General features: G+C 60.7%; 18 protein-coding genes. 6 read left to right on the top strand and 12 right to left on the bottom strand.

All coding sequences use genetic code 11. From position 1 onward, the window contains the following. Window positions 1-128: 128 nt before the first annotated feature. Window positions 129-530 (bottom strand): DUF779 domain-containing protein, encoded by a 402-nt coding sequence (locus tag GM79_RS08645; protein ID WP_035562319.1) that lies wholly within the window; start codon window positions 528-530, stop codon window positions 129-131. Between the two features lie 103 nt (window positions 531-633). Between GM79_RS08645 and GM79_RS08640 the strand changes: the two genes are divergently transcribed. Beyond that, on the top strand, window positions 634-1,407 hold the full coding sequence (locus GM79_RS08640) for a DUF3239 domain-containing protein (protein WP_035562316.1): 774 nt from the start codon (window positions 634-636) through the stop codon (window positions 1,405-1,407). A gap of 240 nt (window positions 1,408-1,647) precedes the next feature. On the opposite strand, the gene GM79_RS08635 is transcribed toward GM79_RS08640, so the two are convergent. Continuing rightward, on the bottom strand, window positions 1,648-3,177 hold the full coding sequence (locus GM79_RS08635) for an aldehyde dehydrogenase family protein (protein ID WP_035562313.1): 1,530 nt from the start codon (window positions 3,175-3,177) through the stop codon (window positions 1,648-1,650). A gap of 231 nt (window positions 3,178-3,408) precedes the next feature. Between GM79_RS08635 and GM79_RS08630 the strand changes: the two genes are divergently transcribed. Next, the gene (locus GM79_RS08630) at window positions 3,409-4,335 is read left to right on the top strand and encodes an AraC family transcriptional regulator (protein ID WP_051718682.1); all 927 of its coding nucleotides are present in this window, start codon (window positions 3,409-3,411) and stop codon (window positions 4,333-4,335) included. 5 nt (window positions 4,336-4,340) lie between these two features. On the opposite strand, the gene GM79_RS08625 is transcribed toward GM79_RS08630, so the two are convergent. Next, the gene (locus tag GM79_RS08625; protein ID WP_035562300.1) at window positions 4,341-5,267 is read right to left on the bottom strand and encodes a bestrophin family protein; all 927 of its coding nucleotides are present in this window, start codon (window positions 5,265-5,267) and stop codon (window positions 4,341-4,343) included. A 44-nt stretch (window positions 5,268-5,311) separates the two neighbouring features. Further along, window positions 5,312-5,836, bottom strand: coding sequence for a GreA/GreB family elongation factor (locus GM79_RS08620; RefSeq protein ID WP_035562297.1), 525 nt, complete (start codon window positions 5,834-5,836; stop codon window positions 5,312-5,314). Between the two features lie 169 nt (window positions 5,837-6,005). Between GM79_RS08620 and GM79_RS08615 the strand changes: the two genes are divergently transcribed. Beyond that, a complete protein-coding gene (locus GM79_RS08615; protein WP_081867639.1) occupies window positions 6,006-7,217 on the top strand; it encodes an MFS transporter in 1,212 nt (403 codons plus the stop codon). Window positions 7,218-7,239: 22 nt separating this feature from the next. Here the strand turns inward: GM79_RS08615 and GM79_RS08610 are convergent, their stop codons facing one another. From GM79_RS08610 to GM79_RS08585, 6 genes are all read right to left on the bottom strand, one after another. Continuing rightward, entirely contained in the window at window positions 7,240-7,857 is a 618-nt protein-coding gene (locus GM79_RS08610; RefSeq protein WP_035562293.1) for a hypothetical protein, read from the bottom strand. Between the two features lie 42 nt (window positions 7,858-7,899). Beyond that, on the bottom strand, window positions 7,900-8,766 hold the full coding sequence (gene rfbD / locus GM79_RS08605; protein WP_035562291.1) for a dTDP-4-dehydrorhamnose reductase: 867 nt from the start codon (window positions 8,764-8,766) through the stop codon (window positions 7,900-7,902). Between the two features lie 102 nt (window positions 8,767-8,868). Further along, entirely contained in the window at window positions 8,869-9,804 is a 936-nt protein-coding gene (locus tag GM79_RS08600) for a TIGR03915 family putative DNA repair protein (RefSeq protein ID WP_200875592.1), read from the bottom strand. Between the two features lie 57 nt (window positions 9,805-9,861). Next, window positions 9,862-10,395, bottom strand: a complete 534-nt coding sequence (locus GM79_RS08595; protein WP_200875591.1) for a GNAT family N-acetyltransferase — start codon at window positions 10,393-10,395, stop codon at window positions 9,862-9,864. A 47-nt stretch (window positions 10,396-10,442) separates the two neighbouring features. Further along, a complete protein-coding gene (locus GM79_RS08590; protein ID WP_035562284.1) occupies window positions 10,443-10,712 on the bottom strand; it encodes a hypothetical protein in 270 nt (89 codons plus the stop codon). Between the two features lie 7 nt (window positions 10,713-10,719). Next, window positions 10,720-11,988 (bottom strand): putative DNA modification/repair radical SAM protein, encoded by a 1,269-nt coding sequence (locus tag GM79_RS08585; protein WP_035562281.1) that lies wholly within the window; start codon window positions 11,986-11,988, stop codon window positions 10,720-10,722. Between the two features lie 508 nt (window positions 11,989-12,496). Here GM79_RS08585 and GM79_RS08580 point away from each other — a divergent pair. After that, window positions 12,497-14,464, top strand: a complete 1,968-nt coding sequence (locus tag GM79_RS08580; RefSeq protein ID WP_152559909.1) for a hypothetical protein — start codon at window positions 12,497-12,499, stop codon at window positions 14,462-14,464. Window positions 14,465-14,744: 280 nt separating this feature from the next. On the opposite strand, the gene GM79_RS22885 is transcribed toward GM79_RS08580, so the two are convergent. Next, entirely contained in the window at window positions 14,745-15,221 is a 477-nt protein-coding gene (locus GM79_RS22885) for an energy transducer TonB (RefSeq protein WP_152559908.1), read from the bottom strand. 589 nt (window positions 15,222-15,810) lie between these two features. Here GM79_RS22885 and GM79_RS26040 point away from each other — a divergent pair. Next, the gene (locus tag GM79_RS26040) at window positions 15,811-16,044 is read left to right on the top strand and encodes an ArsR/SmtB family transcription factor (protein ID WP_410471177.1); all 234 of its coding nucleotides are present in this window, start codon (window positions 15,811-15,813) and stop codon (window positions 16,042-16,044) included. 259 nt (window positions 16,045-16,303) lie between these two features. After that, entirely contained in the window at window positions 16,304-19,600 is a 3,297-nt protein-coding gene (locus GM79_RS22880; protein WP_051718678.1) for a PAS domain S-box protein, read from the top strand. A gap of 282 nt (window positions 19,601-19,882) precedes the next feature. Here GM79_RS22880 and GM79_RS08560 read toward each other — a convergent pair whose 3' ends face one another. Next, complete coding sequence (locus GM79_RS08560) at window positions 19,883-20,812, bottom strand: NAD(+)/NADH kinase (RefSeq protein WP_035562278.1); 930 nt, start codon at window positions 20,810-20,812, stop codon at window positions 19,883-19,885. Between the last annotated feature and the right edge of the window lie 67 nt (window positions 20,813-20,879).

Genomic DNA, 20,879 nt, shown 5'->3' with positions numbered 1-20,879 from the left:
TGCCAACGCAAAAACACCCCAACGGAAAGCCCGCCGGGGTGTTCTCATCTACTTTTTACGCTTGATTCCAGCAATAACTGCCCGTTACCGACGGGGCACGTGCTGCCCCCAGCCGGACCGCCGGAATCTTACGGTGCCAGCTGCCGCTCCAGGTACTCCTCCCCCACCTGCACGGGCGCCATCTCCTTCGATTCTGCCTCGGTGAACAGCCGCGAGCGAATCAGAAACCGCACGCCCAGCGGGATTTCCAGCGAGAAGCTGGCGCCCCGGCCCTTGGTCACGTCCACGGTGAGCTGGGTGTGCTGCCAGTATTCAAACTGGCTGGTGCTCATGAAGAAGTCGCAGCCGTGAATCTGGCCCAGCCACACGTCGTTGCCACCGATGCGGAACTCGCCTTTCTGGAAGCACATGGGCGAAGAGCCGTCGCAGCACCCGCCGCTCTGGTGAAACATGAGTGGGCCGTGCTCATCGCGCAGCAGGTCGATGGTGGCTTCGGCGGCAGTGGTAACTAGGACGCGGGGCGTGGACATGGCAAAAAAATAGGGGTGGATGGATACAACCTCAAAGCGTTGCGGGCCGTTGGCGCAGCAGCTTTCTGCTGCATGCAACTTCTGCAACTTCTCTTTCTCTTCTATGGAACGAAACATCGGCGACCCCGGCGAAATCCTGAACAACTCCGTAGCCACCCGCGCCGTGAACATCGAGCCGGACATGCGCAAAGTGCGCCGGCTCGACATCTACCACCGCAGCTACCGCAAGCTACTCCAGGGCTGGGGCCTGACGGGCGTAGCACTGCTGGCCGCGGGTGTGGGCCTGTGGTACTTCCAGCACCAGATTTGGGGTGGCATTGTGATTGCGCTGTCCTTGCCGGTGCTGTTTATTGCCGCGCGCCTGCCCCAAACCCTCAAGGGCGACGCTTACCGCAGCGGCCTGCTGATTCCGGGCATCATCACCAGCCTGAGCCCGCTCACCCTGCTGTGCCTCACCGATGCGCGCACCAGTAGTTTTGACGACGACGAAGAGGAGGAGGACGAAACCGCCGAAACCACTGCTGCCGGCCCGGTATTCTGGGGCGTAAAACAAGTGGTAATCGAGCACCTGACCATGCAGCCCGAACGCCTGGGCGAGCAAGTGCCCTGCGTGTCGCTGTTTGGCGAAACCAACGAGGGCGGCGACTTCTACCTCAACTTCGAGCCCCGCCCGCTGGCCTGGGGCACCGACGACGCCCGCCTGATTGAGCAAGCCCGCCAAGCCATCGACAACGAGGAATGGCTGCTGTTGCCCGTTGTGGCCGCCGCTTACGCCGCCAGCGAAAAGAACGAAAACGAAATTGCTTATTTCGACGCGGCGCTACGGCCCGTGCGCCTGCCGAAACCCGCTACCGAAGCCGAAGCTGCGGCGCAATAAGCAAGAGGATTCGCTTGGCTAAACAGAAAGCCCGTCATGCTCCGACTTCACTCGGCACGACGGGCTTTTTATCTAACTGACTTGTTCCCGAGTAAGCAAAAATCGAAGAAGACGAGTCATGCTGAGCGCAGCCGAAGCATCTCTACCGCACCGTTGGACGGTTTCAACGAAGCGAGCGAGATGCCTCGGCTGCGCTCGGCATGACTCGTCTTTTTACTGCGGTTAATTTTGCGCGAGTGCTTAAAAGAAGCCCAGCTTCTGCTTGCTGTAGCTGATGAGCATGTTCTTGGTCTGGCGGTAGTGGGCGAGCATCATCTTGTGGTTTTCGCGGCCGAAACCGGAGGCCTTGTATCCGCCGAAGGGCGCGCCGGCGGGGTAGTCGTGGTAGCAGTTCACCCACACGCGGCCGGCCTGAATGGCGCGGGGCATGGTGTAGAGCTCATGGGCATCGCGGCTCCAGAGACCGGCGCCGAGGCCGTAGAGCGTGTCGTTGGCCATTTCGATGGCCTCGTCGTTGTCTTTGAACGTGGCCACCGACAGCACCGGGCCGAAGATTTCCTCCTGGAAAATCCGCATTTTGTTGTGGCCCCGGAAGATGGTGGGCTGGATGTAGTAGCCGTCGCCCAGCTCGGGATGGTCCTGGGTGTGGGCTTCGCCGCCGGTGAGCACCTCGGCGCCTTCGGCCTTGCCGATTTCCAGGTAGCTCAGGATTTTCTCGTACTGGTCGTTGCTGGCCTGCGCGCCCATCATGGTGCTGGGGTCGAGCGGGTGGCCGAGCTTGATGGCTTCCACGCGCGCAATGAGGCGGGGCATGAAGGCGTCGTAGATATCCTCGTGAATGAGCAGACGCGACGGGCAAGTGCAGATTTCACCCTGGTTGAGCGCAAACATGGCGGCGCCTTCCAGGCACTTGTCCAGGAAGTCATCGTCGGCGTCCATCACCGATTTGGTGAAGATGTTCGGCGACTTGCCGCCCAACTCCATGGTCACCGGAATGATATTTTCGGCAGCGTATTGCAGGATGAGACGCCCGGTGGTGGTTTCGCCGGTGAAGGCCACCTTGTTCACGCGCTTGTTGCTGGCCAGGGGCTTGCCGGCTTCCAGGCCGAAGCCATTCACGACGTTGAGCACGCCGGGCGGAATCACGTCCTGCAGCAGCTCCATTAGCACCATGATGCTGGCCGGGGTTTGCTCAGCGGGCTTCACCACCACGCAGCAGCCGGCGGCCAGGGCGGGCGCAATTTTCCAGGTGGCCATCAGCAGCGGGAAGTTCCACGGAATAATCTGGCCCACCACGCCCAGCGGCTCCTGAATCACGAGCGAAAGCGTGGTTTCGTTCAGCTCGGTGGCCGAGCCTTCCTCGGCCCGAATCACGCCCGCGAAGTAGCGAAAGTGGTCGATGGCCAGCGGCAAATCAGCCGCCATGGTTTCGCGGATGGCCTTGCCGTTTTCTACGGTTTCCACGGCCGCCAGGTGGGCCAGGTTGGCCTCCATCACATCGGCAATTTTCAGCAGCACGTTGCTGCGCGTGGTGGGCGAGGCCTTGCTCCAGGTGGCAAAAGCTTCGTGAGCGGCGTCCAGGGCCAGCTCAATGTCCTCCTTTGTGCTGCGGGCTACTTTGCAAAAGGCCTTGCCATCAATGGGCGAGGGATTATCAAAATACTGGCCCTTGACGGGCGCTACCCACTTGCCGCCGATAAAATTGTCGTAGTGAGACTTGAACTTGGGACGCGCGACCAGGGTGGTGGTTTCTTCGAGGGTTTCAGCCATGACGTTGTAAAAAGTAAAGATTGAATGGGTTAGTCAGTAGGTAAAGGTCTTTGAATAACCTTTCGGTGGGGTGTGGTATTATCTTAAAGTGTGCGGGAATAATCGCAACTTGTAGGCGCTCTGGATGCCTGGGCCCGTCATGCCGAGCGCCGCCGAGGCATCTCGCTCGCTTCGGCTCCGCCCGGCCCGACGCTCTTCTTCCATTTATCACCTTCCTCCCAATTCCCACCCATGCCGTCCCGCCTGCACCTGCCTGCCGCCGTTGCCCCGCTCGCCCCCGAGCGCCTGCACAGCCTTGTCGAAAACCGCACCGTGTACACCCTCGATGGCTTTGAGCTGAACGTATTCGAAACTCACCAGGCCGCCCACCGCGTCCAGCTGCGCCTCGACGGCCTGGCCCTGACCACCATGCTGCGCGGCAAAAAGGTGATGCACCTGCCCGGCCACGCCGCTTTCGACTACCTGCCCGGCGAGTCGGTGGTGATGCAAGACGAGCTGATGGAAATTGACTTCCCCGAAGCTTGCCTCTGTCAGCCCACTCAGTGCCTGGCTGTAGTCATCGCGCCTGACGCCATCCGCCACACCCTGGACCTGCTCAACGAGCGGCACCCCCGCGCCGAAGCCCACCAGCCCTGGTCGTTGCAACAGCCCGACTACGCCCACCTCACCAACACCCCCGAGCTGACCGACACCCTGAGCCGCCTAATGGCCGTGTCGCGCACCTCCCACGCTAACAAAGACGTGCTGGCCGGCTTCACCCTCCAGGAATTGCTGGTGCGCCTGATGCAAACCCAGGCCCGCCAGCTCATTTTCCACGACTACGCCCGCTACGTCACCACCCACCGCTTCGCGGCCGTGGTGGCCTACATCAAGCAGCATCTGTCCGAGAAATTATCCATCGATAAGCTCAGCGCGCTGGCCTGCATGAGCAAGGCCACGTTCTTCCGCGTCTTCAAGCGCGAGTTTGGCATTACGCCGGTCGAGTTCATCATCCGCGAGCGGCTGGGCGAGGCCAAACGGCTGCTGCGCCACCCCCTGGCCAGTGTGGCCGAGGTGTGCCTGCGGGCCGGGTTCAACAACCTCTCCTACTTCCAGGCCCTCTTCAAAAAGCACGAAGGCGTGACGCCGGGGGCGTACAAGAAGCAATTGGTGGCGTAACTCCTTTAAAAAACCACGCTGTAGGGCGCATCGGCCAGCCCCTTCACGTCCTCGTGCAGGCCCACGCCCAAAATCTCGTGCACGTTGGCCCGGATGCGGTTGGAAATCTGCGTGAGCGGCAGGTCGTTGCTGTCTTTGCCGAAGGGGTCTTCTATCTCGTCGCCTATCATTTCCACGCCCAGCAGCGCGTAGGCCCCGAACATGGTGATGGGAATGGTGAGGTATTCGTAGGTATCGAGCAGGTTGAAGGGCATGACCAGGATGAACACCGTGATAAACCCCTTGATGAAATAGCTGTAGGAAAACGGGATGGGTGTGGCCTTAATGCGTTCGCATGCCCCGGCCACATCCAGCAGTGCCTCGTGGTGGCGCTGAAGCGTGAGCAGGTGCGTGGGAAGCAGCACGTCGTCGCGCAGCAGCCGCTCGTAGAACTCCTGTAGCTGGGCGGCAATGCGCGAGGGCACATGGTCGATGTGGTGCAACTGCTCGCGGTAGCCGGGCGTTACTTCGGCCAGCTTGTGGATTTTAGCGCCCTGGCGCAGGTGTCCGTCCAGGGCAATGGGGAAGTTGGAGAGCAGGCCGGCCAGGTAGGCGCGGTTGGCGTGGTCCTCGGCTGGCAGGCGGGCGTGGAGCAGGATGGCCAGGTTGCGGCAGTTGTTCACGAGCTGCCCCCAGAGGCGGCGGCCTTCGTAAAACCGGTCGTAGGCCGTATTGGTCCGGAACACCAGTAGCAGGCTGAGCAGGATGCCCAGAAAGGAGAAGAATTCCTTGTCGACGACAAACGAAATCCAGTGATAATACACGGCTCCGGCCGTAATAGCCGTGGCGTAGAGCCCCACCCACAGCACCCGCTTCAGCAAGTGCCGAATGACGCCCGAGGACTTCAGATGGCGCAACGCCTCCCACCAATCGGTCGATTTGTAAATAATCATAAACGCAACATTCGGCGCGGGTTGTGGCTAGCCGAAGGCCAAAATTAAGCGCCTGCGTAGGTAATGGCGGTGATTTCCACGATTTCCTCGGTTGGCCCCAGCTTCAGCGGCACTTGCTTCCTCAGCTTCTGGCCCTGCACGGCCCGCGCAATGGGCGCCACAAACGCCACTTTACCGGCGGCGATGTCGGCCTCGTCCACCCCCACAATCGTGAAGGTGCGCTCCTGCCCCACCTTGCCACCGCGCACGGTGCGCAGCGTGACGGTGGCCCCGAAGCGCACTTCCCGGGGCGGCTGCCCGGCGGGGTCTACCAGCTTGGCGCTGCCCAGCCGCTCGGTGAGCAGGGCAATGCGGCCGTTGTATAAGGACAGCTGGTGGGTGCGGTCGGTGTCGTTGTCGTGGTTGGCTTCGGCCTGGGTGCGCTCAGCTTCGAGGGCGGTGAGCTCGGCGCGCAGCTGCTCCAGGCCCTGCGGCGTCACGTAATTGGGCGTGCCGGGCGGCAGCGCCGCGCGGGGCGGAATGAGGGGCGGCGTCTGAGCATCGTCCTCTTTGGTAAATCCTCGGCTCATGGCCAGTTGAACGCAGACGCAAGGGACGGGTTGCCCGGCCGCGCACTTGCCCTTTGCCGCCATCCCCTGCCACCTGGGCTTGCAATAAACTGAGTGGGGCGCAACCATCGGCGGCGTCGCGCTGTTGAAGAGGCTTTGTGCCCTGGCCACCGCGCCGCCGTTTCCCTCCATGCCCAGTACCGCCGTCGACACCAGCTCTGCTTCCCACCCTACCGTTTCCGCAACGCCGCCGCTGGCCCCTTCCCTGGTCTGGCTCATGGCCATTACCTGTGGGCTGGTGGTGGCCAATCTTTACTACAATCAGCCGCTGCTGGGCGAAATCGGCCGCACGTTTGGGCTTTCCGAGAGTCGCGTGAGCCTGGTAGCTACCGTTACGCAGGTGGGCTACACGCTGGGCCTGCTGCTGGTGGTGCCCCTCGGCGATAAACGGGAGCGCAAGGGCCTCACCCTTACCCTGCTGTTGTGCGCAGCCGCCTGCATGGCCGGGGCCGCCTACGCCCCCAGCTTCGCGCTGCTGGTAGCGGCCAGCTTGCTGGCGGGGGTATTCTCGTCGGTGCCCCAATTGCTGATTCCCATGGCGGCCTCCCTGGCTTCGGAGGAGCAGCGGGGCCGGGTGGTGGGCAAGGTAATGAGCGGGCTGCTGATTGGCATTTTGCTCTCGCGCACCATAAGCGGCTACGTAGGGCTGCATTTTGGCTGGCGGGCCATGTTTTGGGTGGGCGCTGCTCTGATGGTGCTGCTCACGCTGGTGCTGGCCCGGATGCTGCCACGCAACCAGTCGCACTACGCGGGCAGCTACGGCAGCCTGCTCCGCTCCCTGGTCACTTTGGCCCGGCAGCTGCCGGTGCTGCGCCGCTCGGCGCTGGTGGGAGCCTGCCTGTTCGGGGGCTTCAGCGCGTTCTGGACCACGCTGGTGTTTTTTCTGGAAAGCGACACCTACCACTACCACAGCGACGTGGCCGGCCTCTTTGGCCTGGTGGGCGCGGCCGGGGCCTTCGCGGCTTCTTTCGCTGGCAAATCGGCCGACCGCAAGGGGCCGGACTACGCCCTCACGCTGGGTATTCTGCTGTTTTTGGGCGGCTACCTACTGCTGGGTTTCGGAGGGTACCACCTGGTGGGCCTCATCGTGGGCGTGCTTATTGTGGACGTAGGGCAGCAGATGGCCCACATTTCCAACCAAACCCGCGTGTTTAGCTTGCTCCCCGAAGCGCGCAGCCGCCTCAACACCGTGTACATGACGGCCTGCTTCGTCGGGGCCTCGGCTGGTTCCTTCCTCGGCGGCCTGGCCTGGGACCATTTCCAGTGGCCCGGCGTGTGCGCCGTGGGCCTGGGCCTGGTGACGCTGGCCTACTGCGCCAATCGGTTTTACGGGCGGGAGTAGGTCAGGCAATAGATTAGCGTTTCTATCTGTAGCAAAGTGGCTCTACTTCCGTTTGGTTGCGCCCCTGTTTATCATACAGTAAGGTAAGAGTCGTTTCAAAAGCCGGAACTGAAATATCGATATACCATCTCAATGGGATGTCAGGTATGTTTTTACTCATTTCAGCTAAAATACGCTCCCAGTGTGGCATTTCTTCGGATAAAGTAAGGATTGATTCATCCTTCCAGAAAAGGTCCAGACAGATTTCATCTGTAACAAATCGGTCTACTTTATACCCGAAAGCCGTTTCCAATTGCTTCCAGTCGTAGCGCTTGGACACCGTATCGGGATTATCTGTCAGTATAAGCCCTCCATCATAAAATCTCACCTGTTCCAGTGCCTGTTCATCAAGTGCCTTACGTATCGCTATACCCAGCTTGCTGCTTGGGGATGCAAACAGATTTCGCATGTCCAGCAATCTGTATAGCGTAAAACACCCGCTAATACCGAAGACTATTACAACGAACCAGAAAGCAAAAGGTGAGTATGCCTGCTGCGTCCAGATAGCAGAGGCAACAAACAGGAAAGCTCCACCAATGAGTAAAAATTGTTTGGATTTGCTTTCCCAGATAATCCGACGCCCCTTATACGTTTCATGCATAGCGACTGACAACTAATTCAGCTTATCAACTGCGTTTGGCATTTAGTAATTTTGTTTCTCCAGCCGCTCCAGGCACACCCTCAAACTCGCCCGCCAGTGCGGAATAGCGAGGCCCAGCGCGGATTTTGCCTTGCTCTTGTCCATCACCGAGTACATGGGCCGGGTGGCTTTGGTGGGGTACTCGGTGGTGCGGATGGGCACGGTGCGGGTGGGCAGGCCGCTCAGCTCAAAAATGGCCACCGCGAAATCGTACCACGACGTCAGGCCCTCGTTGCTGTAGTGGTAGAGGCCAAACTGCTGATTCTGGGTTTCGATAATGGTGAGGATGCAGCCCGCCAAATCGATGGCGTAGGTAGGCGTGCCCACCTGGTCCCAGATGACGCGTAGCTCCTCGCGCTCGCGGCCAAACTTCAGCATGGTTTTCACGAAGTTGTTGGCGTATTCGGAATATAGCCAGCTGGTGCGCAGGATGAAAAACCGGTCGGTGTGGGCCGCAATCACCTGCTCGCCTTCCAGCTTGGTGAGGCCGTAGACGCTGACTGGCTCGGTGGCATCGGTTTCGAGCAGGGGCTCGTTGCCGGTGCCGGCAAACACGAAATCGGTCGAAATCTGAATGAGCACGGTACCATGCTCGCCGCACAGGCGGGCCAGGTTTTCCACGCCGTCGCGGTTGATTTTACGGGCCAGCTCCTCTTCGTCCTCCGCTTTGTCCACGGCGGTGTAGGCGGCGCAGTTGATGACGTAGGCTGGGCGGTGCTGGGTAAAAAGCGCCGCCAAGCCTTCGGGGGTGAGAATGTTGGCCTGCTCCTCGGGCAGAAAAACCAGGTTAGGCGTGCCCCTTTCTTTGGCCACGTGTGCCAGGCACTGCCCCAATTGCCCGGAGGCCCCAAAAATCAGTGTTGTGTCCATTGCTGAGCCTTTAATTAGGCTGCAAGTTAGGCTGACCCGACATAGCACCGTGCTGTGTCGGGCCGCTGATAGCACGACGCACAAGCTAAAGCTTATGCCACATTACTCCCGCGGCGGCAATAGTTTCAAGCCCGCCGATACTTCCTTGCCCACAATGGCCTGCTTGTTTTTGATGGGCTCAAAGCGCACCTCGCGCGGCTGTTTTTCGCTCAGGTATTTCCAATAGCGCAGGGGCATGTGGCGGCGGTGCAGCTTCAGGTTCTTGCGCTCCGGGATGTTCACGTGGTCGAAATACGACTGCCAGAGCAGCTTAAACAGGGGCTCGCGCTCATCAAGCACCGTGGCGGAAAGGTCGGAGGCTTTCTGCGGCTTATCCAGTTCAAAGCGCACCACGTCGGTGCGGGTCAGGTCGTAGTACAGGCCGTAGTGGCGGCGGCTGTCGTAAATCAGCCAGCGCTGGTCGGCGTAGCGCTTGGTGAAGTGCGCGGCGATGAGCGGCAGCACGTCAAAGTCGGGCTCGATGGTGGCGTGAAACAGCTCGTCGGTGGTTTTTTCGAAGCGCACGAAGGCTTCCATGCGGTGCTTTTCGCGAAACATCTGCTGGGCCAGGCGCTGGATGCGCCGCACGTCGGCGTTGGCGTAGTTCTCCGAAATGTCGCAACCAGCACGCAGGGCTAGGTCCACGTACCGGAAAATGAGCAGCTCCCGCTCGGCGTCCTCGCTCAAAAACACGTGGTAGAGGCGGGTGCGGGCCTCGGCATCCATCGTTTTCAGCAAGCCCTCCCACACGCGGGTGGCTAGGGCCTCGTCGGTTTCGCGGTGGGCCGGTTGGGCAAACAGGCCGGTCTGGGCCGTGGCCTCGGGCTGAATGCTGTTGGGTGCCGCCCGCCAGTCGTACACCGTAAAAATCACTGTGAGCAAGCCCTCAAACGTCCCGTCGTAGGTATAGTCGCGGGGCGGCGCAGTGAGTTCGGGCGCACCAGCCCGGCGAGCGGGCGCGGCACTAACAGCGGAAGACGGGCGGCGTACGGGTCGCAATGGCAATAAAAGTTGGGAATGGTGAAGCGGCGCTAACCGGATTTCATTACGGCAAAATCAATGCTGCCATTCCGATTTCAACACAGACATCATGATTTTATCGTGAAACGAACCCCGCCGAAGGCAAGCCTGCCGCATGCGACCCTCCACCCTGAAACCAGCCTTGGCATACGCTTTCAAACCGCCCGTGTTCGGTTCCGAAACGGTGAGCATAATCCGGTTGAGACCGAGTTTGGTGAAACCGATGGCTACCACTTCTTTGGTTACTGCAGTGCCAATTCCTTTACCCCAAAAGGCTTTTTCACCTATCAGAATAAAGTACTCACCCGATTGATTGGTGGCGGAGATACCCGACAGCCCGGCATAGCCAATTAGCTCGTTCGTATCCGTGGTGTAGATGCCCAAGTTGAGGCTTTTCGCGTCCCGCAGGGTGGCCGCAAACCAGGCGTCTACTTGCTGAGGCGTGCTCATGGCCTGAAAAACCGACATCGAAAATTCGATGACCTCCGGGTCGGCAATCCAGCGGTGGAAGTGCGCACCGTCTTCCTGCTGCAAAGGACTGAGCCTAATCATATGAGTAGTTTTCAGCAAAGGTATTCGGCTGGTTTTCGCTGAAATGCTACCAGCCAAGCCGCAACCTACGCCGCCTGCTGCGTTTCTATGCTCATTTGGGCCAGGGCGCGGGCGCGGGCATCGTCGTGCAGCTGGCGTACCAGGGGCACCAGCTCGCTGATGCGGCAGCAGCACGAGAGGCGCGAGACTTTTTCGGAGGGCGCGACGACAGGCATCGGCACGTTTTGACGGTGGATGATTTTCATAACCGAGAATAAAATGTCGTTTTGCGCGCCGCCCAGGCTGCTGGTTTGCGCCTTGGGCCGGCCTTGCGGGAAGTGAGCGTCGTAGTTCATGGCTGCTTTAGGAAGCTTGGGCGAATAAATCCAACTGCTGGGTGACCAGCGCCGAGCGCACCGAGGCGCCCCCAAACAAAATCTGGCGGCGCACCTGCTGCTCGCTCAGCTCGCCGATGATGGGCCGGTGCTCGCCCTGGCAGGTGAGAAAATACTTGGCGCGCTTGAGCACCACGCCCAGCTGGCGCAGGGTTTCCATGTTGAGCGAGGCGAAGCGGCGGGCGGCCACAATGCGCTTGGCCGAGCGGGCGCCCACGCCGGGTATGCGCAGTATCATTTCGTACTCGGCCGTGTTCACGTCCACCGGAAACACATGGCGGTTGCGCAGGGCCCAGGCCAGCTTGGGGTCAATTTCCAGGTCGAGGTGCGGGTGGGCGGGGTCGAGGATTTCGTCGGCCTGGAAGCCGTAGAAGCGCATCAGCCAGTCGGTTTGGTACAGGCGGTGCTCCCGGATAACGGGCGGCTGCGTGACTTGCGGCAGGCGGGCGTCGTCGGTCACCGGGATGTAGCCGGAGTAGTACACCCGCTTCAGGCCGTAGCCGGTGTAGAGCGAGTCAGTGAGCTTGATGATTTCGAGGTCGGTTTCGCCGCTGGCGCCCACAATGAGCTGCGTGCTTTGGCCGGCCGTAGCGAAACCGGGCACTTTCTTGAACAGCGCCTTCTCCTCTTTATTCTGAATAATGCCGTCCCGAATCTGCGCCATCGGCGTCAGAATCTCGGCGTAGTTCTTCTCCGGGGCCAGCGTGGTGAGGGCCAGCTCCGAGGGCAGCTCGATGTTCACACTGAGGCGGTCGGCGTATAAACCGGCCTCGGCAATAAGCTCCTCCGAAGCGCCGGGAATGGTTTTGACGTGGATGTAGCCGTTGAAATTGTGCTCGGTGCGCAGCTTTTTCACGATGCGCACGAGGCGCTCCATGGTATAGTCGGGGCTGGAGAAAATGCCGGAGCTCAGAAACAGCCCTTCGATGTAGTTGCGGCGGTAGAAGTTGATGGTCAGGTCCACCACTTCGTCCACGGTGAAGGCGGCGCGCTTCACGTCGTTCGAGCGGCGCGAGACGCAGTAGGCGCAGTCGAAAATGCAGTGGTTGGTGAGCAGAATCTTGAGCAAGCTCACGCAGCGGCCGTCTTCGGTGTAGCTGTGGCAGATGCCCATGCCTTCGGCGTTGCCCAGGCCTTTGCTCTCGTTTTTGCGCTTGCCACCGCTGCTGCTGCACGAAGCATCGTACTTGGCGGCATCAGCTAATATGCTTAGTTTCTCTTGAATGCGCTCGTTCATACGAAATGGCTTGCTTTCGGGCTTAAAAGTAATATGCGGCGACCAAATTGGCGCTATTTCTTAAGCTAATTTTTTTGGTAAAAGTTTCTTTTTCCTGGAAAGAAGCTAGACATTATTCCGCCGTGAATGATGTGGACGTTAGTAAAATTTATTTATTACTTGCTTCGGGCCTCCTCCTTAATCAGGATTTACACACTCAGTTGCTGGCGCGCGTCTCCGACGCGTTGCCCACTGGTTTCGCGTCTGTGACGCGCGGGGCTAACGCGACCAGACGGTGCGAACGGTGGCGTTCGGAAACGCCAAGCCAGCAAGCCACGCGTCGGAGACGCGTGCCAGCGACTGACTGCTTAATCCTATTTTAATAAGGATGGCATTGGAGAACCGCCGGTCAGTAGCCTGAGATGCCGTTTCTTCCACCCTGGACCACTTTCCGGCCCTCCGCGACGGAAAGAGTCCTCAAACCACCTACTGCGGCTCCTTTTCGTAATTTGCAGCGTTGCCTGCCATTATGAGCCCTCGTCACTGTTTTCTGTTTGCGCTGCTGGGGCTTTGTTTGGGCGCGGGGCGGGCGCGGGCCCAGGGCTTCGACCCCCGCTCGGCGGTGCCGCCCGATTCGCTGCGGGCCGGCGAGAACATGCTGCCCCCGCGCACCGACTCCCTGCGCCAGCGCTTCGACGACGAACGCCTGCTCAGCCGGCTCAAGGCGTACTCACGGCGCAAAACCATTGCCGGCCGCGCGGTTTCGGCCTTGTTCAACTTCACCCGGCGCCAGGAAGAGCGCGCCGGCCTCGACGCCGTACTCCTCGACCGGCAGTTCGACCGCCACAGCTACAAAGTCGTGCGTCGGGTTGATATTCGAACCATGGATTCGTTTGGCTACAGCCTCACCGATTCGACCCGGCTGCCGCGCACGTTCCTGGAGAAGTCCGGCAACATGCTGCACCTCAAAACGGCTCGCTCGCGGGTGCGGCAGGTGCTGCTATTCGGGCCCGGCCAGCTGCTGGAGCCCCAGGACCTGGCCGAATCGGAACGCCTGCTGCGCCAAACGCCCGAGATTCTGGACGCCCGCGTGCTGGTGAACGAGCAAACCTCGACCCGCGACAGCGTGGATATTCAGGTAATCACCACCGATGTGTTCAGCCTCACGGGGGGCCTGGAGCTGGGTTCGGCAACGGCGGGCCGCATCACCCTGGGCGACGATAATTTCCTGGGCCTGGGCCACCAGTTTAGAAACTCCTACCGCTACGGGCGCAACCTGGCCCCCAACGGCACCGAAATCCCCCAGACCTGGGCCTACGACGGCCGCTACACAGTGCCGTTCCGGAATTTCGTGCGCGGCCGGGCTACCTACCGCAACGAGTACAACTACCGCTCGGGCGGGGTGGCCGTGCAGCGCGACTTCTACTCGCCCAGTGCCCGCTACGCCGGCGCCCTCAGCCTGGATGCCGTCGACCAGCGCATTGCCCTGGTGCCCACCGCCGCAGGCGAGTTCATCACCTATTACCCCTTGCGCTACACCGTGCAGGATGCCTGGGTAGGCCGCGCCCTGCGCCTGCGCTCCTACGACCTGGGCTACGAAAACCCCGGCCGCATCATCGTGTCGGCCCGGGTGTACAATTTACGCTACAGCGCCGTGCCCCGGCCCGATACCAGCGTTATTTTTCCCGCGCCGCCACCCGATTTCCGCAACAGCAGCCTGCTGCTGGGCACGGTGGGCTACTCGGTGCGCCGCTATTATAAGGACCGGTACCTGTTTGGCTTTGGCCGCACCGAGGACGTGCCCACCGGCACGCTGGTCAGCCTCACGGCGGGCTACGACCTGAGCGGGGCCGTGCAGCGGCGCTACCTGGGCGTGCGCGTGGCGGCGGCGGGCTTCAGCACGCGCAGCGGCTACCTCTACGGCGCGGTCGATTTGGGCGGTTTCCAGCTCATGAACACCCGGCGCAACTGGGAGCAGGGCTTGCTCTCTACCGAGCTCACCTCGTTCACCAAGCTCTACAACTTTGGCAACTGGCAGTACCGGCACTTTCTCAGCAGCCGGGCCACCGTGGGCCTCAACCGCCGGCCCGGCGAGCAGCTGCTCGGCATCAGCGACGCGCGCGGGCTGCGGGGCTTTGCGCCCGCCCGGCCCATTTTCGCCACCAGCCGCTTCGTAGTCAACTACGAAACCACGCTCTACACGCCGCTCTCGCTGCTGGGCTTCCGCCTGGCGGGCTTGGCCTTTGCCGATGCCGTCTGGATTAGCGACCAGCCCAAGGGCGGCTCGCCTTTTAGCGGGGCGCCCTACACCGGCTTCGGCCTGGGCGTGCGCCTGCGCAACGAGTTCACGGCCCTGCGCACCGTGCAACTGCTCATTGGCTACTACCCGCGCGGCCTCAACACGGCCAACGGCATCCGCATGTTCGAAACCGCCCGCGAAACCGTGACTTTCACCGATTTTGGCCTCGGCCAGCCCGGCACAGGGCTTTATCAGTGAGCAGTGAGCAGTGAGCAATGAGCAATGAGCAATGAGCAGTGAAAAACAACTCTTCACTGCTTAACTCTTCACTGTAGGAATTACGCAGTCAGCCGCTGGCACGCGTCTCCGACGCGTTGCCTACTGGCTTGGCGTTTCCAAACGCCGCCGTTCGCACCGTCTGGTCTGGTTGGCCCCGCGCGTCAGCGACGCGAAACCAGGGGGCCACGCGTCGGAGACGCGCGCCAGCGGCTGACTGCGTAAGTCCTGCCGTGCTCACTGCTCACGGATAACTGTAGTCTTACCGGCCGAAGGTGATGGGAATTGTGCAAGCCACGCGCACGGGCTCGCCGTTGGCGCGGGCGGGCACCCAGTTGGGCATCAGCCACACCAGCCGCAAGGCTTCGTCGTTCAGGGCTTTGCCGGGGCCGCTCACTACGTGCGCATCCTGCACTTTCCCCTCGGCACTGAGGGTGAAATTGACGAGTACGCGGCCGGACGTACGGCTCTGCTGGCCTTGCGTCGGATAACGCATGGATTTTCTGAGGTACTCCGCAAAAGCTTTGTTGCCGCCCGTGAACTGCGGGAGCACCTCGGGGTTCACGTACACCGAATCGGCATTGGTAGCGGGCCGGGCCGGCACGGGCACCGAGGCCATAGGGGCATCCGAGGGGTCCGACGGCATTTCGATACTTTGAGCAGAAGCCTGACCCGAGGCCGCAGCCGCAGGAATCCACATGGTAGCAAATAGGGCAATCGTGCGTAGCGAAGTTAGCATAAGGGTAAAAATGGAAGTGAAAACCAAGAGAGAATGAAAAGGAGACCTGCTATGCCCAACAAAGAATGCTACGGCAAAACGGTTTTATTGGATTGTCTTATTCGCATAATATCAAACCGTCAACTACAGATGACAACATAACCGTAAATACCATTTTCAGTTATTTATAGATTGTACCAAAACGAAATACAAAGCAAAATTAACCAATATTCGGCATTAAGCTAGTAGTAGCTTGAGATTTAACCCTTATTTAACAAAGGCCGATGCGCAGTTTCGGCAATATTACTTTTTCAATAATTACGCACATCCATTGCTGGATTCAGCGTGCACCCATAAACCAGGCAGCAGCTTTTTAATCTAGGACTTACGCATTCAGCCGCTGGCGCGCGTCTCTGACGCGTGGGACCAACGAAACCAGCCGGCGCAAACGGCTGGGTTTGGAAACACCAAGCCAGCAGGCCGCTAGCGGCTGAGTACGTAAGTCTTGTAACCCTAAATCGACGATAAAGGAAATAACACCGCGAGGGCTTTTAACAAGCGCGAGCACTTCACCACCGCCGAACGGGAAACCGCCCGACTGGCGAAGACGTTGGGGCACCCGGCGCGGGTGGCCATTTTGCAGCTGCTGGCCCGGCGCCAGTCGTGCGTGTGCGGCGAGCTGGTGACCGAGCTGCCCCTTCCGCAGAGCACCTTGTCGCAGCACCTTAAGCAGCTGAAGGCGGCGGGCCTGGGTGCAGGGCGAAGTGGCCGGCCCGCGCGGGTGCTACTGCCTCAATTTCCGGCTGCCGGCTGGTATTTGCATGTCGGGCCTGTTTCCAGGTAGTGGAAGTGCGGCTTTTGACCCGGCATTTTGTTGATTGCGGGGGCGTGGAGTGCGCAAAGCGGCGGCCTAAAATAATTGCGCGCCAGCTCATCTTTCCGGTGCGATTCTGCGTTAGCGAAACGGAACTTTAGAGGAGCATTATTTTCTGAAAAATAAACAATTAGCTTCGGACGAGTATCGCTTTTGCTGCTGCCGGCTGGCAAAGGCCAGCCATCCCGAATAACCGAAAAATAGCCTTCGCGGCCAGTGCAACTATTTTATGAAGGAAAGCGAAAAGCGTTACCGCCGGCTGATTGAAGCCAGCCAGGACTTGCTGGTAACCGTTGATTTACAGGGCCACATCATCGACACCAACGAGGCGGCCGTGAAGCTGACCGGCGTGGACCGGGAGGTGCTGCTGGGGTCGGACTTCTTCCAGTATTTCGCCGACCCGGCGGCGGTGCGGGCGGTGTATGCGGAAGTGGTGGCCCACGGGACCGTAATTAACGTGCCCTGTACGTTGCGCCACGCCACCGGCCCGCCCACCGAGGTGCTCTTCGATGGCACGGTGAACAAGGACGACCACGGCCTGGTACTGGGCGCGGTGCTGGTGGCCCGCGAAGTAGCCGGGAAAAACTGGGCCGACGAGCTCAGCATTGCCAACGAAGAGCTGGCCTTCCAGAACGACGAGAAGGAAAAGCGGGCCGCCGAGCTGGTGGTTGCCAACAAGGAGCTGGCCTTTCAGAACGATGAGAAGGAGAAGCGTGCTCAGGAGCTGGGCGTGGCCAACACCGAGCTGGCCTTCCAGAACGATGAAAAGGAGAAGCGTGCCGCCGAGCTGGGCATTGCCAATGAGGAATTGGCCTTTCAGAACGACGAGAAGGAGAAGCGCGCCCAGGAGCTGGGTATCGCCAATGAAGAGCTGGCCTTCCAAAACCACGAAAAGGAAAAACGGGCGCAGGAATTGAGCATCGCCAACACCGAGCTGGCGTTTCAGAATAACGAGAAGGAAAAGCGCGCCCAGGAACTGAGCGTCGCTAATAAGGAGCTGGCTTTCCAGAACGATGAGAAGGAAAAGCGGGCGCAGGAGCTGATTGTGGCCAATGAAGAGCTTGCCTTCCAAAATAATGAAAAGGAGAAGCGGGCGCAGGAATTGAGCGTCGCCAACAAGGAGCTGGCCTACCAGAACGACGAGAAAGAGAAGCGCGCCGCTGAGCTCAGCATTGCCAACGAGGAGCTAGCGTTTCAGAACGACGAGAAAGAAAAACGGGCGCAGGAACTCAGTGTAGCCAACACGGAGCTGGCTTTCCAGAATGATGAGAAGGAGAAGCGGGCGCAGGAGCTGAGCATCGCCAATAAAGAGCTGGCCTTCCAAAACAACGAGAAAGAGAAGCGGGCCGCCGAGCTGGGCATCGCCAACATTGAGCTGGCCTTCCAGAACGACGAGAAGGAAAAGCGGGCGGCGGAGCTGGTGATTGCCAACAAGGAGCTGGCCTTTCAGAACGATGAAAAGGTGAAGCGGGCGGCCGAGCTGCGCATCGCCAACTACGCCCGCAGCCTGATTGAGGCCAGCCGCGACCCGCTGGTGACCATCAGCCCCGAGGGCAAGATTACGGACATGAACCTGGCCACGGAGTACATCACCGGCATTGGGCGCGAGCAGCTGCTGGGCTCCGACTTCTTCACCTACTTCACCGAGCCCCAAATGGCGCGGGAGGTATACCAGGGGGTGTTTGCCAAGGGTACCGTGGCCGATTCGCCCCTGACGCTGCGCCACAAGAACGGCAAGCTGACCGACGTGCTGTTCAACGGCTCGGTGTATAAGAACGACGAGGGGCACGTGCTGGGCGTGGTGATTGTGGCCCGCGACGTGACCGACCAAAAGCGCATTGCCACCGAGCTGACGGAGGCCAAAATCGCCGCCGAGCGCGCTACCGTGCTGGCCGAGGAAGCCCAGGCCAAAGCCGAAAGCGCCACCCAGACTGCCGAAGATGCCGTGAAGGCCAAGCAGCAGTTTCTGAGCAACATGAGCCACGAAATCCGCACGCCCATGAATGCCATCATCGGCTTCACGAAGGTGGTGCTGAAAACGGAGCTTACCGACAAGCAGCGCGAGTACCTGACGGCCATCAAGCTCAGCGGCGACACGCTGATTGTGCTCATCAACGACATTCTGGACCTGGCCAAGGTGGATGCCGGCCGCATGACCTTCGAGCAGATACCGTTCAAGCTCTCGGCCTCGGTGTCGGCGATGGTGCATCTGTTCGAAACCAAAATCCAGGAGAAAAACCTGGAGCTGGTGATGGAGTACGACGACCGGATTCCGGAAGTGGTGGTGGGCGACCCCGTGCGCCTGCACCAGATTATTCTGAACCTGGTGAGCAACGCGGTGAAATTTACCAGCGAGGGCAGCATCACGGTGGGCGTGCGCCTGCTGGTGCAGGACGCGGAAAAGGTGGTCCTGGAGTTCGCCGTGACCGATACCGGCATTGGCATCGAGCAAGCCAAGCTGGGCACGGTGTTCGACAATTTCCAGCAGGCCACCAGCGGCACCAGCCGCCTGTACGGCGGCACCGGCCTGGGCCTGGCCATCGTCAAAAATCTGGTGGAGCCCCAGGGCGGCACCATTCACGTGCGCAGCCGGGTGGGCGCGGGCTCCACGTTCAGCTTCGTACTGAGCTTTGCCAAAACCCTGGAAAAGGCCGATGCCGAAACCAACCTGACCGTGGCGCTCGAAACCGGCTTCCAGGACGTGAAAGTGCTGGTAGTGGACGACATTGCCCTCAACCAGCTGCTGATGAAGACGCTGCTGGAAGACTTCGGCTTTGCGATGGAAGTGGCCGGCAACGGGCAGATTGCCATCGAGAAAATGGCCACCACGCACTACGACATCGTGCTGATGGACCTGCAAATGCCCGTCATGAACGGCTTCGAGGCCACCGAGCACATCCGCAACGTGCTAAAATCCAACGTGCCCATTATTGCCCTCACGGCCGACGTAACCACCGTGGACGTGGAGAAATGCCGAGCCGTGGGCATGAACGATTACATCTCGAAACCCATCGACGACAAGCTGCTCTACAGCAAAATTATCAAGTACCTGAAAAGCTCGGGCCACGAGAAGAAGGCGGTATCAGAAGCGGCCGAGGCTGCCCCGGCCGCGCCGCTCACCTGCGTCAACTTCGAGTACCTGCGCCGCGTCACCAAAACCGACGCCCGCATGGCCGAGATGATTTACCTGTATTTGCAGGAGATTCCGCCGCTGGTGCAAACCATGAAAAAGGCCATTGCTGCAACCGAATGGAACGCGCTGAAATCGGCCACCCACTCCATCATTCCCACCTTCGCCACGATGGGCATCAACCCCGAGTTCGAGGACAACGCCAAAGCCATCCAGGCGCTGGCCGGCATCCTGGTCGCCAACGAGGCCGGCGACGCTGGCAGCCCCGAGAACCTGGCCGAAGTGCACCGCCTATTCCTGAAAATCGAAACGGTGTGCGAGCAGGCCGCCGCCGAGCTGGAGGAACAGCTGCAGCGTCTGTCGCAAACGCTGAATCCCACGTGGGCGAAGCGCTAGCGGGTTTCGGCGCTCGCCCCACGCCAAGCGGTTTTTTGACTTCCTGCACGGGCACTGCTAAGCAGGTGTGCATAAGTAATCGTATTGAATTTTAACCGTCATGCTGAGCTTGTCGAAGCCTCTCTACCGCCTCGTTGAACAACTCCAACGGTGCGGTAGAGAGGCTTCGGCAAGCTCAGCATGACCCGCTTTTTTGCTGCGGTTACTTTTGCCCCACTGCTTAAAAGTGGGGGCAGAGCGTAATTGCTTGTTGCTTGTCGCTCTCCGCGTGCGCCTCATCCCCTAGCCCGGCTGCACCAGCCGCGCCACCTCGTCACTAGGGCCGATGGTGGCCACGCTGCCCGCGTTGAAGCGCAGGAAATCGGCCTCCACGCCATCGGAGAAGATGACGCCGCCCGCGGGCATCAGCGACTCGACGTGCAGGGGCTGGCCGGCGCGCAGCCGCCCCGCCACCAGGCCGCACTGCGTGCGCTGGCTGCGGAAGGGCTCGCGCACCACGAACAGCAGCTCGTCAGGTTGCAGGGCGGGCTGCTCGGTGGCGAAGGGGCTGCCCACGAAGTCTTCGAGGCCGGCAGCCATGTTGAAAATGGAGCTTAGCCAGCCGGTGCTGCCGGCCGGGGTGGCCACGATGATGCCCGACGAGGAATGCTCCTCGGTGGCGGCGTCGAAGGTGAGGCGGTAGCGGGCCGAAACGTGCGAGGCTGCCCCGATGAACAGGTCGTTGAAGGCGAGCAGGCGCTGGCCGTCCTGCAAGGTGGCCTGGGCCAGCGGCCGGGTGCGGATGGGCACGTCGGCCCCGCGCACGAGGGCCTGCACGGCGGCGCGGCAGGTATCGGGACGGAAGGGCAGCAGCACGCCGTCGTAGCGGGCGGGGTCGGGGTTGACGGCTACCAGCGGCCGGCCGCGCACGTATTTGGCGGCGTTGGCCACCAGGCCATCCTGGCCCACTACCACCACCACCTGGTCGTCGGCGAAGATGAAGGAGGGCAGGAATTCGCGGTCCACCACCTTGCTTTTCACCACCTGGCCCAGCTCGCGCTGCACCTGGCTCACGGCCAGGTCGAGGGCCGCCTGCTCGGCTTCGTAGTCGCTGAAGTTGCCGCCGGCGCGCTCCACCACGAAGCGGGCCTGGGCGGCGGTGTTGTAGCGGGCCTTGAGCTGTTCGAGCCGGGTTTTGGCCCGCACGATAATGGCGTATTCGATTTTGGGCATTTTGTTAGCTGTTAGCTGAGAGCCGTTAGCTGTTAGCCGCCTGTCATGCTGAGCTTGTCGAAGCGTC

Source organism: Hymenobacter sp. IS2118 (assembly GCF_000715495.1).
In the GTDB taxonomy this organism is placed as follows: domain Bacteria; phylum Bacteroidota; class Bacteroidia; order Cytophagales; family Hymenobacteraceae; genus Hymenobacter.
The sequence above is the reverse complement of the archived record's forward strand: the minus strand, read 5'-3'. Positions and strand labels throughout refer to the sequence as shown.

Coding starts and splice junctions, on each gene's coding strand:
- GM79_RS08645 (WP_035562319.1), bottom strand. CDS start 530: ATGTCCACGCCCCGCGTCCTAGTTACCACTGCCGCCGAAGCCACCATC.
- GM79_RS08640 (WP_035562316.1), top strand. CDS start 634: ATGGAACGAAACATCGGCGACCCCGGCGAAATCCTGAACAACTCCGTA.
- GM79_RS08635 (WP_035562313.1), bottom strand. CDS start 3,177: ATGGCTGAAACCCTCGAAGAAACCACCACCCTGGTCGCGCGTCCCAAG.
- GM79_RS08630 (WP_051718682.1), top strand. CDS start 3,409: ATGCCGTCCCGCCTGCACCTGCCTGCCGCCGTTGCCCCGCTCGCCCCC.
- GM79_RS08625 (WP_035562300.1), bottom strand. CDS start 5,267: ATGATTATTTACAAATCGACCGATTGGTGGGAGGCGTTGCGCCATCTG.
- GM79_RS08620 (WP_035562297.1), bottom strand. CDS start 5,836: ATGAGCCGAGGATTTACCAAAGAGGACGATGCTCAGACGCCGCCCCTC.
- GM79_RS08615 (WP_081867639.1), top strand. CDS start 6,006: ATGCCCAGTACCGCCGTCGACACCAGCTCTGCTTCCCACCCTACCGTT.
- GM79_RS08610 (WP_035562293.1), bottom strand. CDS start 7,857: ATGCATGAAACGTATAAGGGGCGTCGGATTATCTGGGAAAGCAAATCC.
- rfbD (WP_035562291.1), bottom strand. CDS start 8,766: ATGGACACAACACTGATTTTTGGGGCCTCCGGGCAATTGGGGCAGTGC.
- GM79_RS08590 (WP_035562284.1), bottom strand. CDS start 10,712: ATGAACTACGACGCTCACTTCCCGCAAGGCCGGCCCAAGGCGCAAACC.
- GM79_RS08585 (WP_035562281.1), bottom strand. CDS start 11,988: ATGAACGAGCGCATTCAAGAGAAACTAAGCATATTAGCTGATGCCGCC.
- GM79_RS08580 (WP_152559909.1), top strand. CDS start 12,497: ATGAGCCCTCGTCACTGTTTTCTGTTTGCGCTGCTGGGGCTTTGTTTG.
- GM79_RS22885 (WP_152559908.1), bottom strand. CDS start 15,221: ATGCTAACTTCGCTACGCACGATTGCCCTATTTGCTACCATGTGGATT.
- GM79_RS22880 (WP_051718678.1), top strand. CDS start 16,304: ATGAAGGAAAGCGAAAAGCGTTACCGCCGGCTGATTGAAGCCAGCCAG.
- GM79_RS08560 (WP_035562278.1), bottom strand. CDS start 20,812: ATGCCCAAAATCGAATACGCCATTATCGTGCGGGCCAAAACCCGGCTC.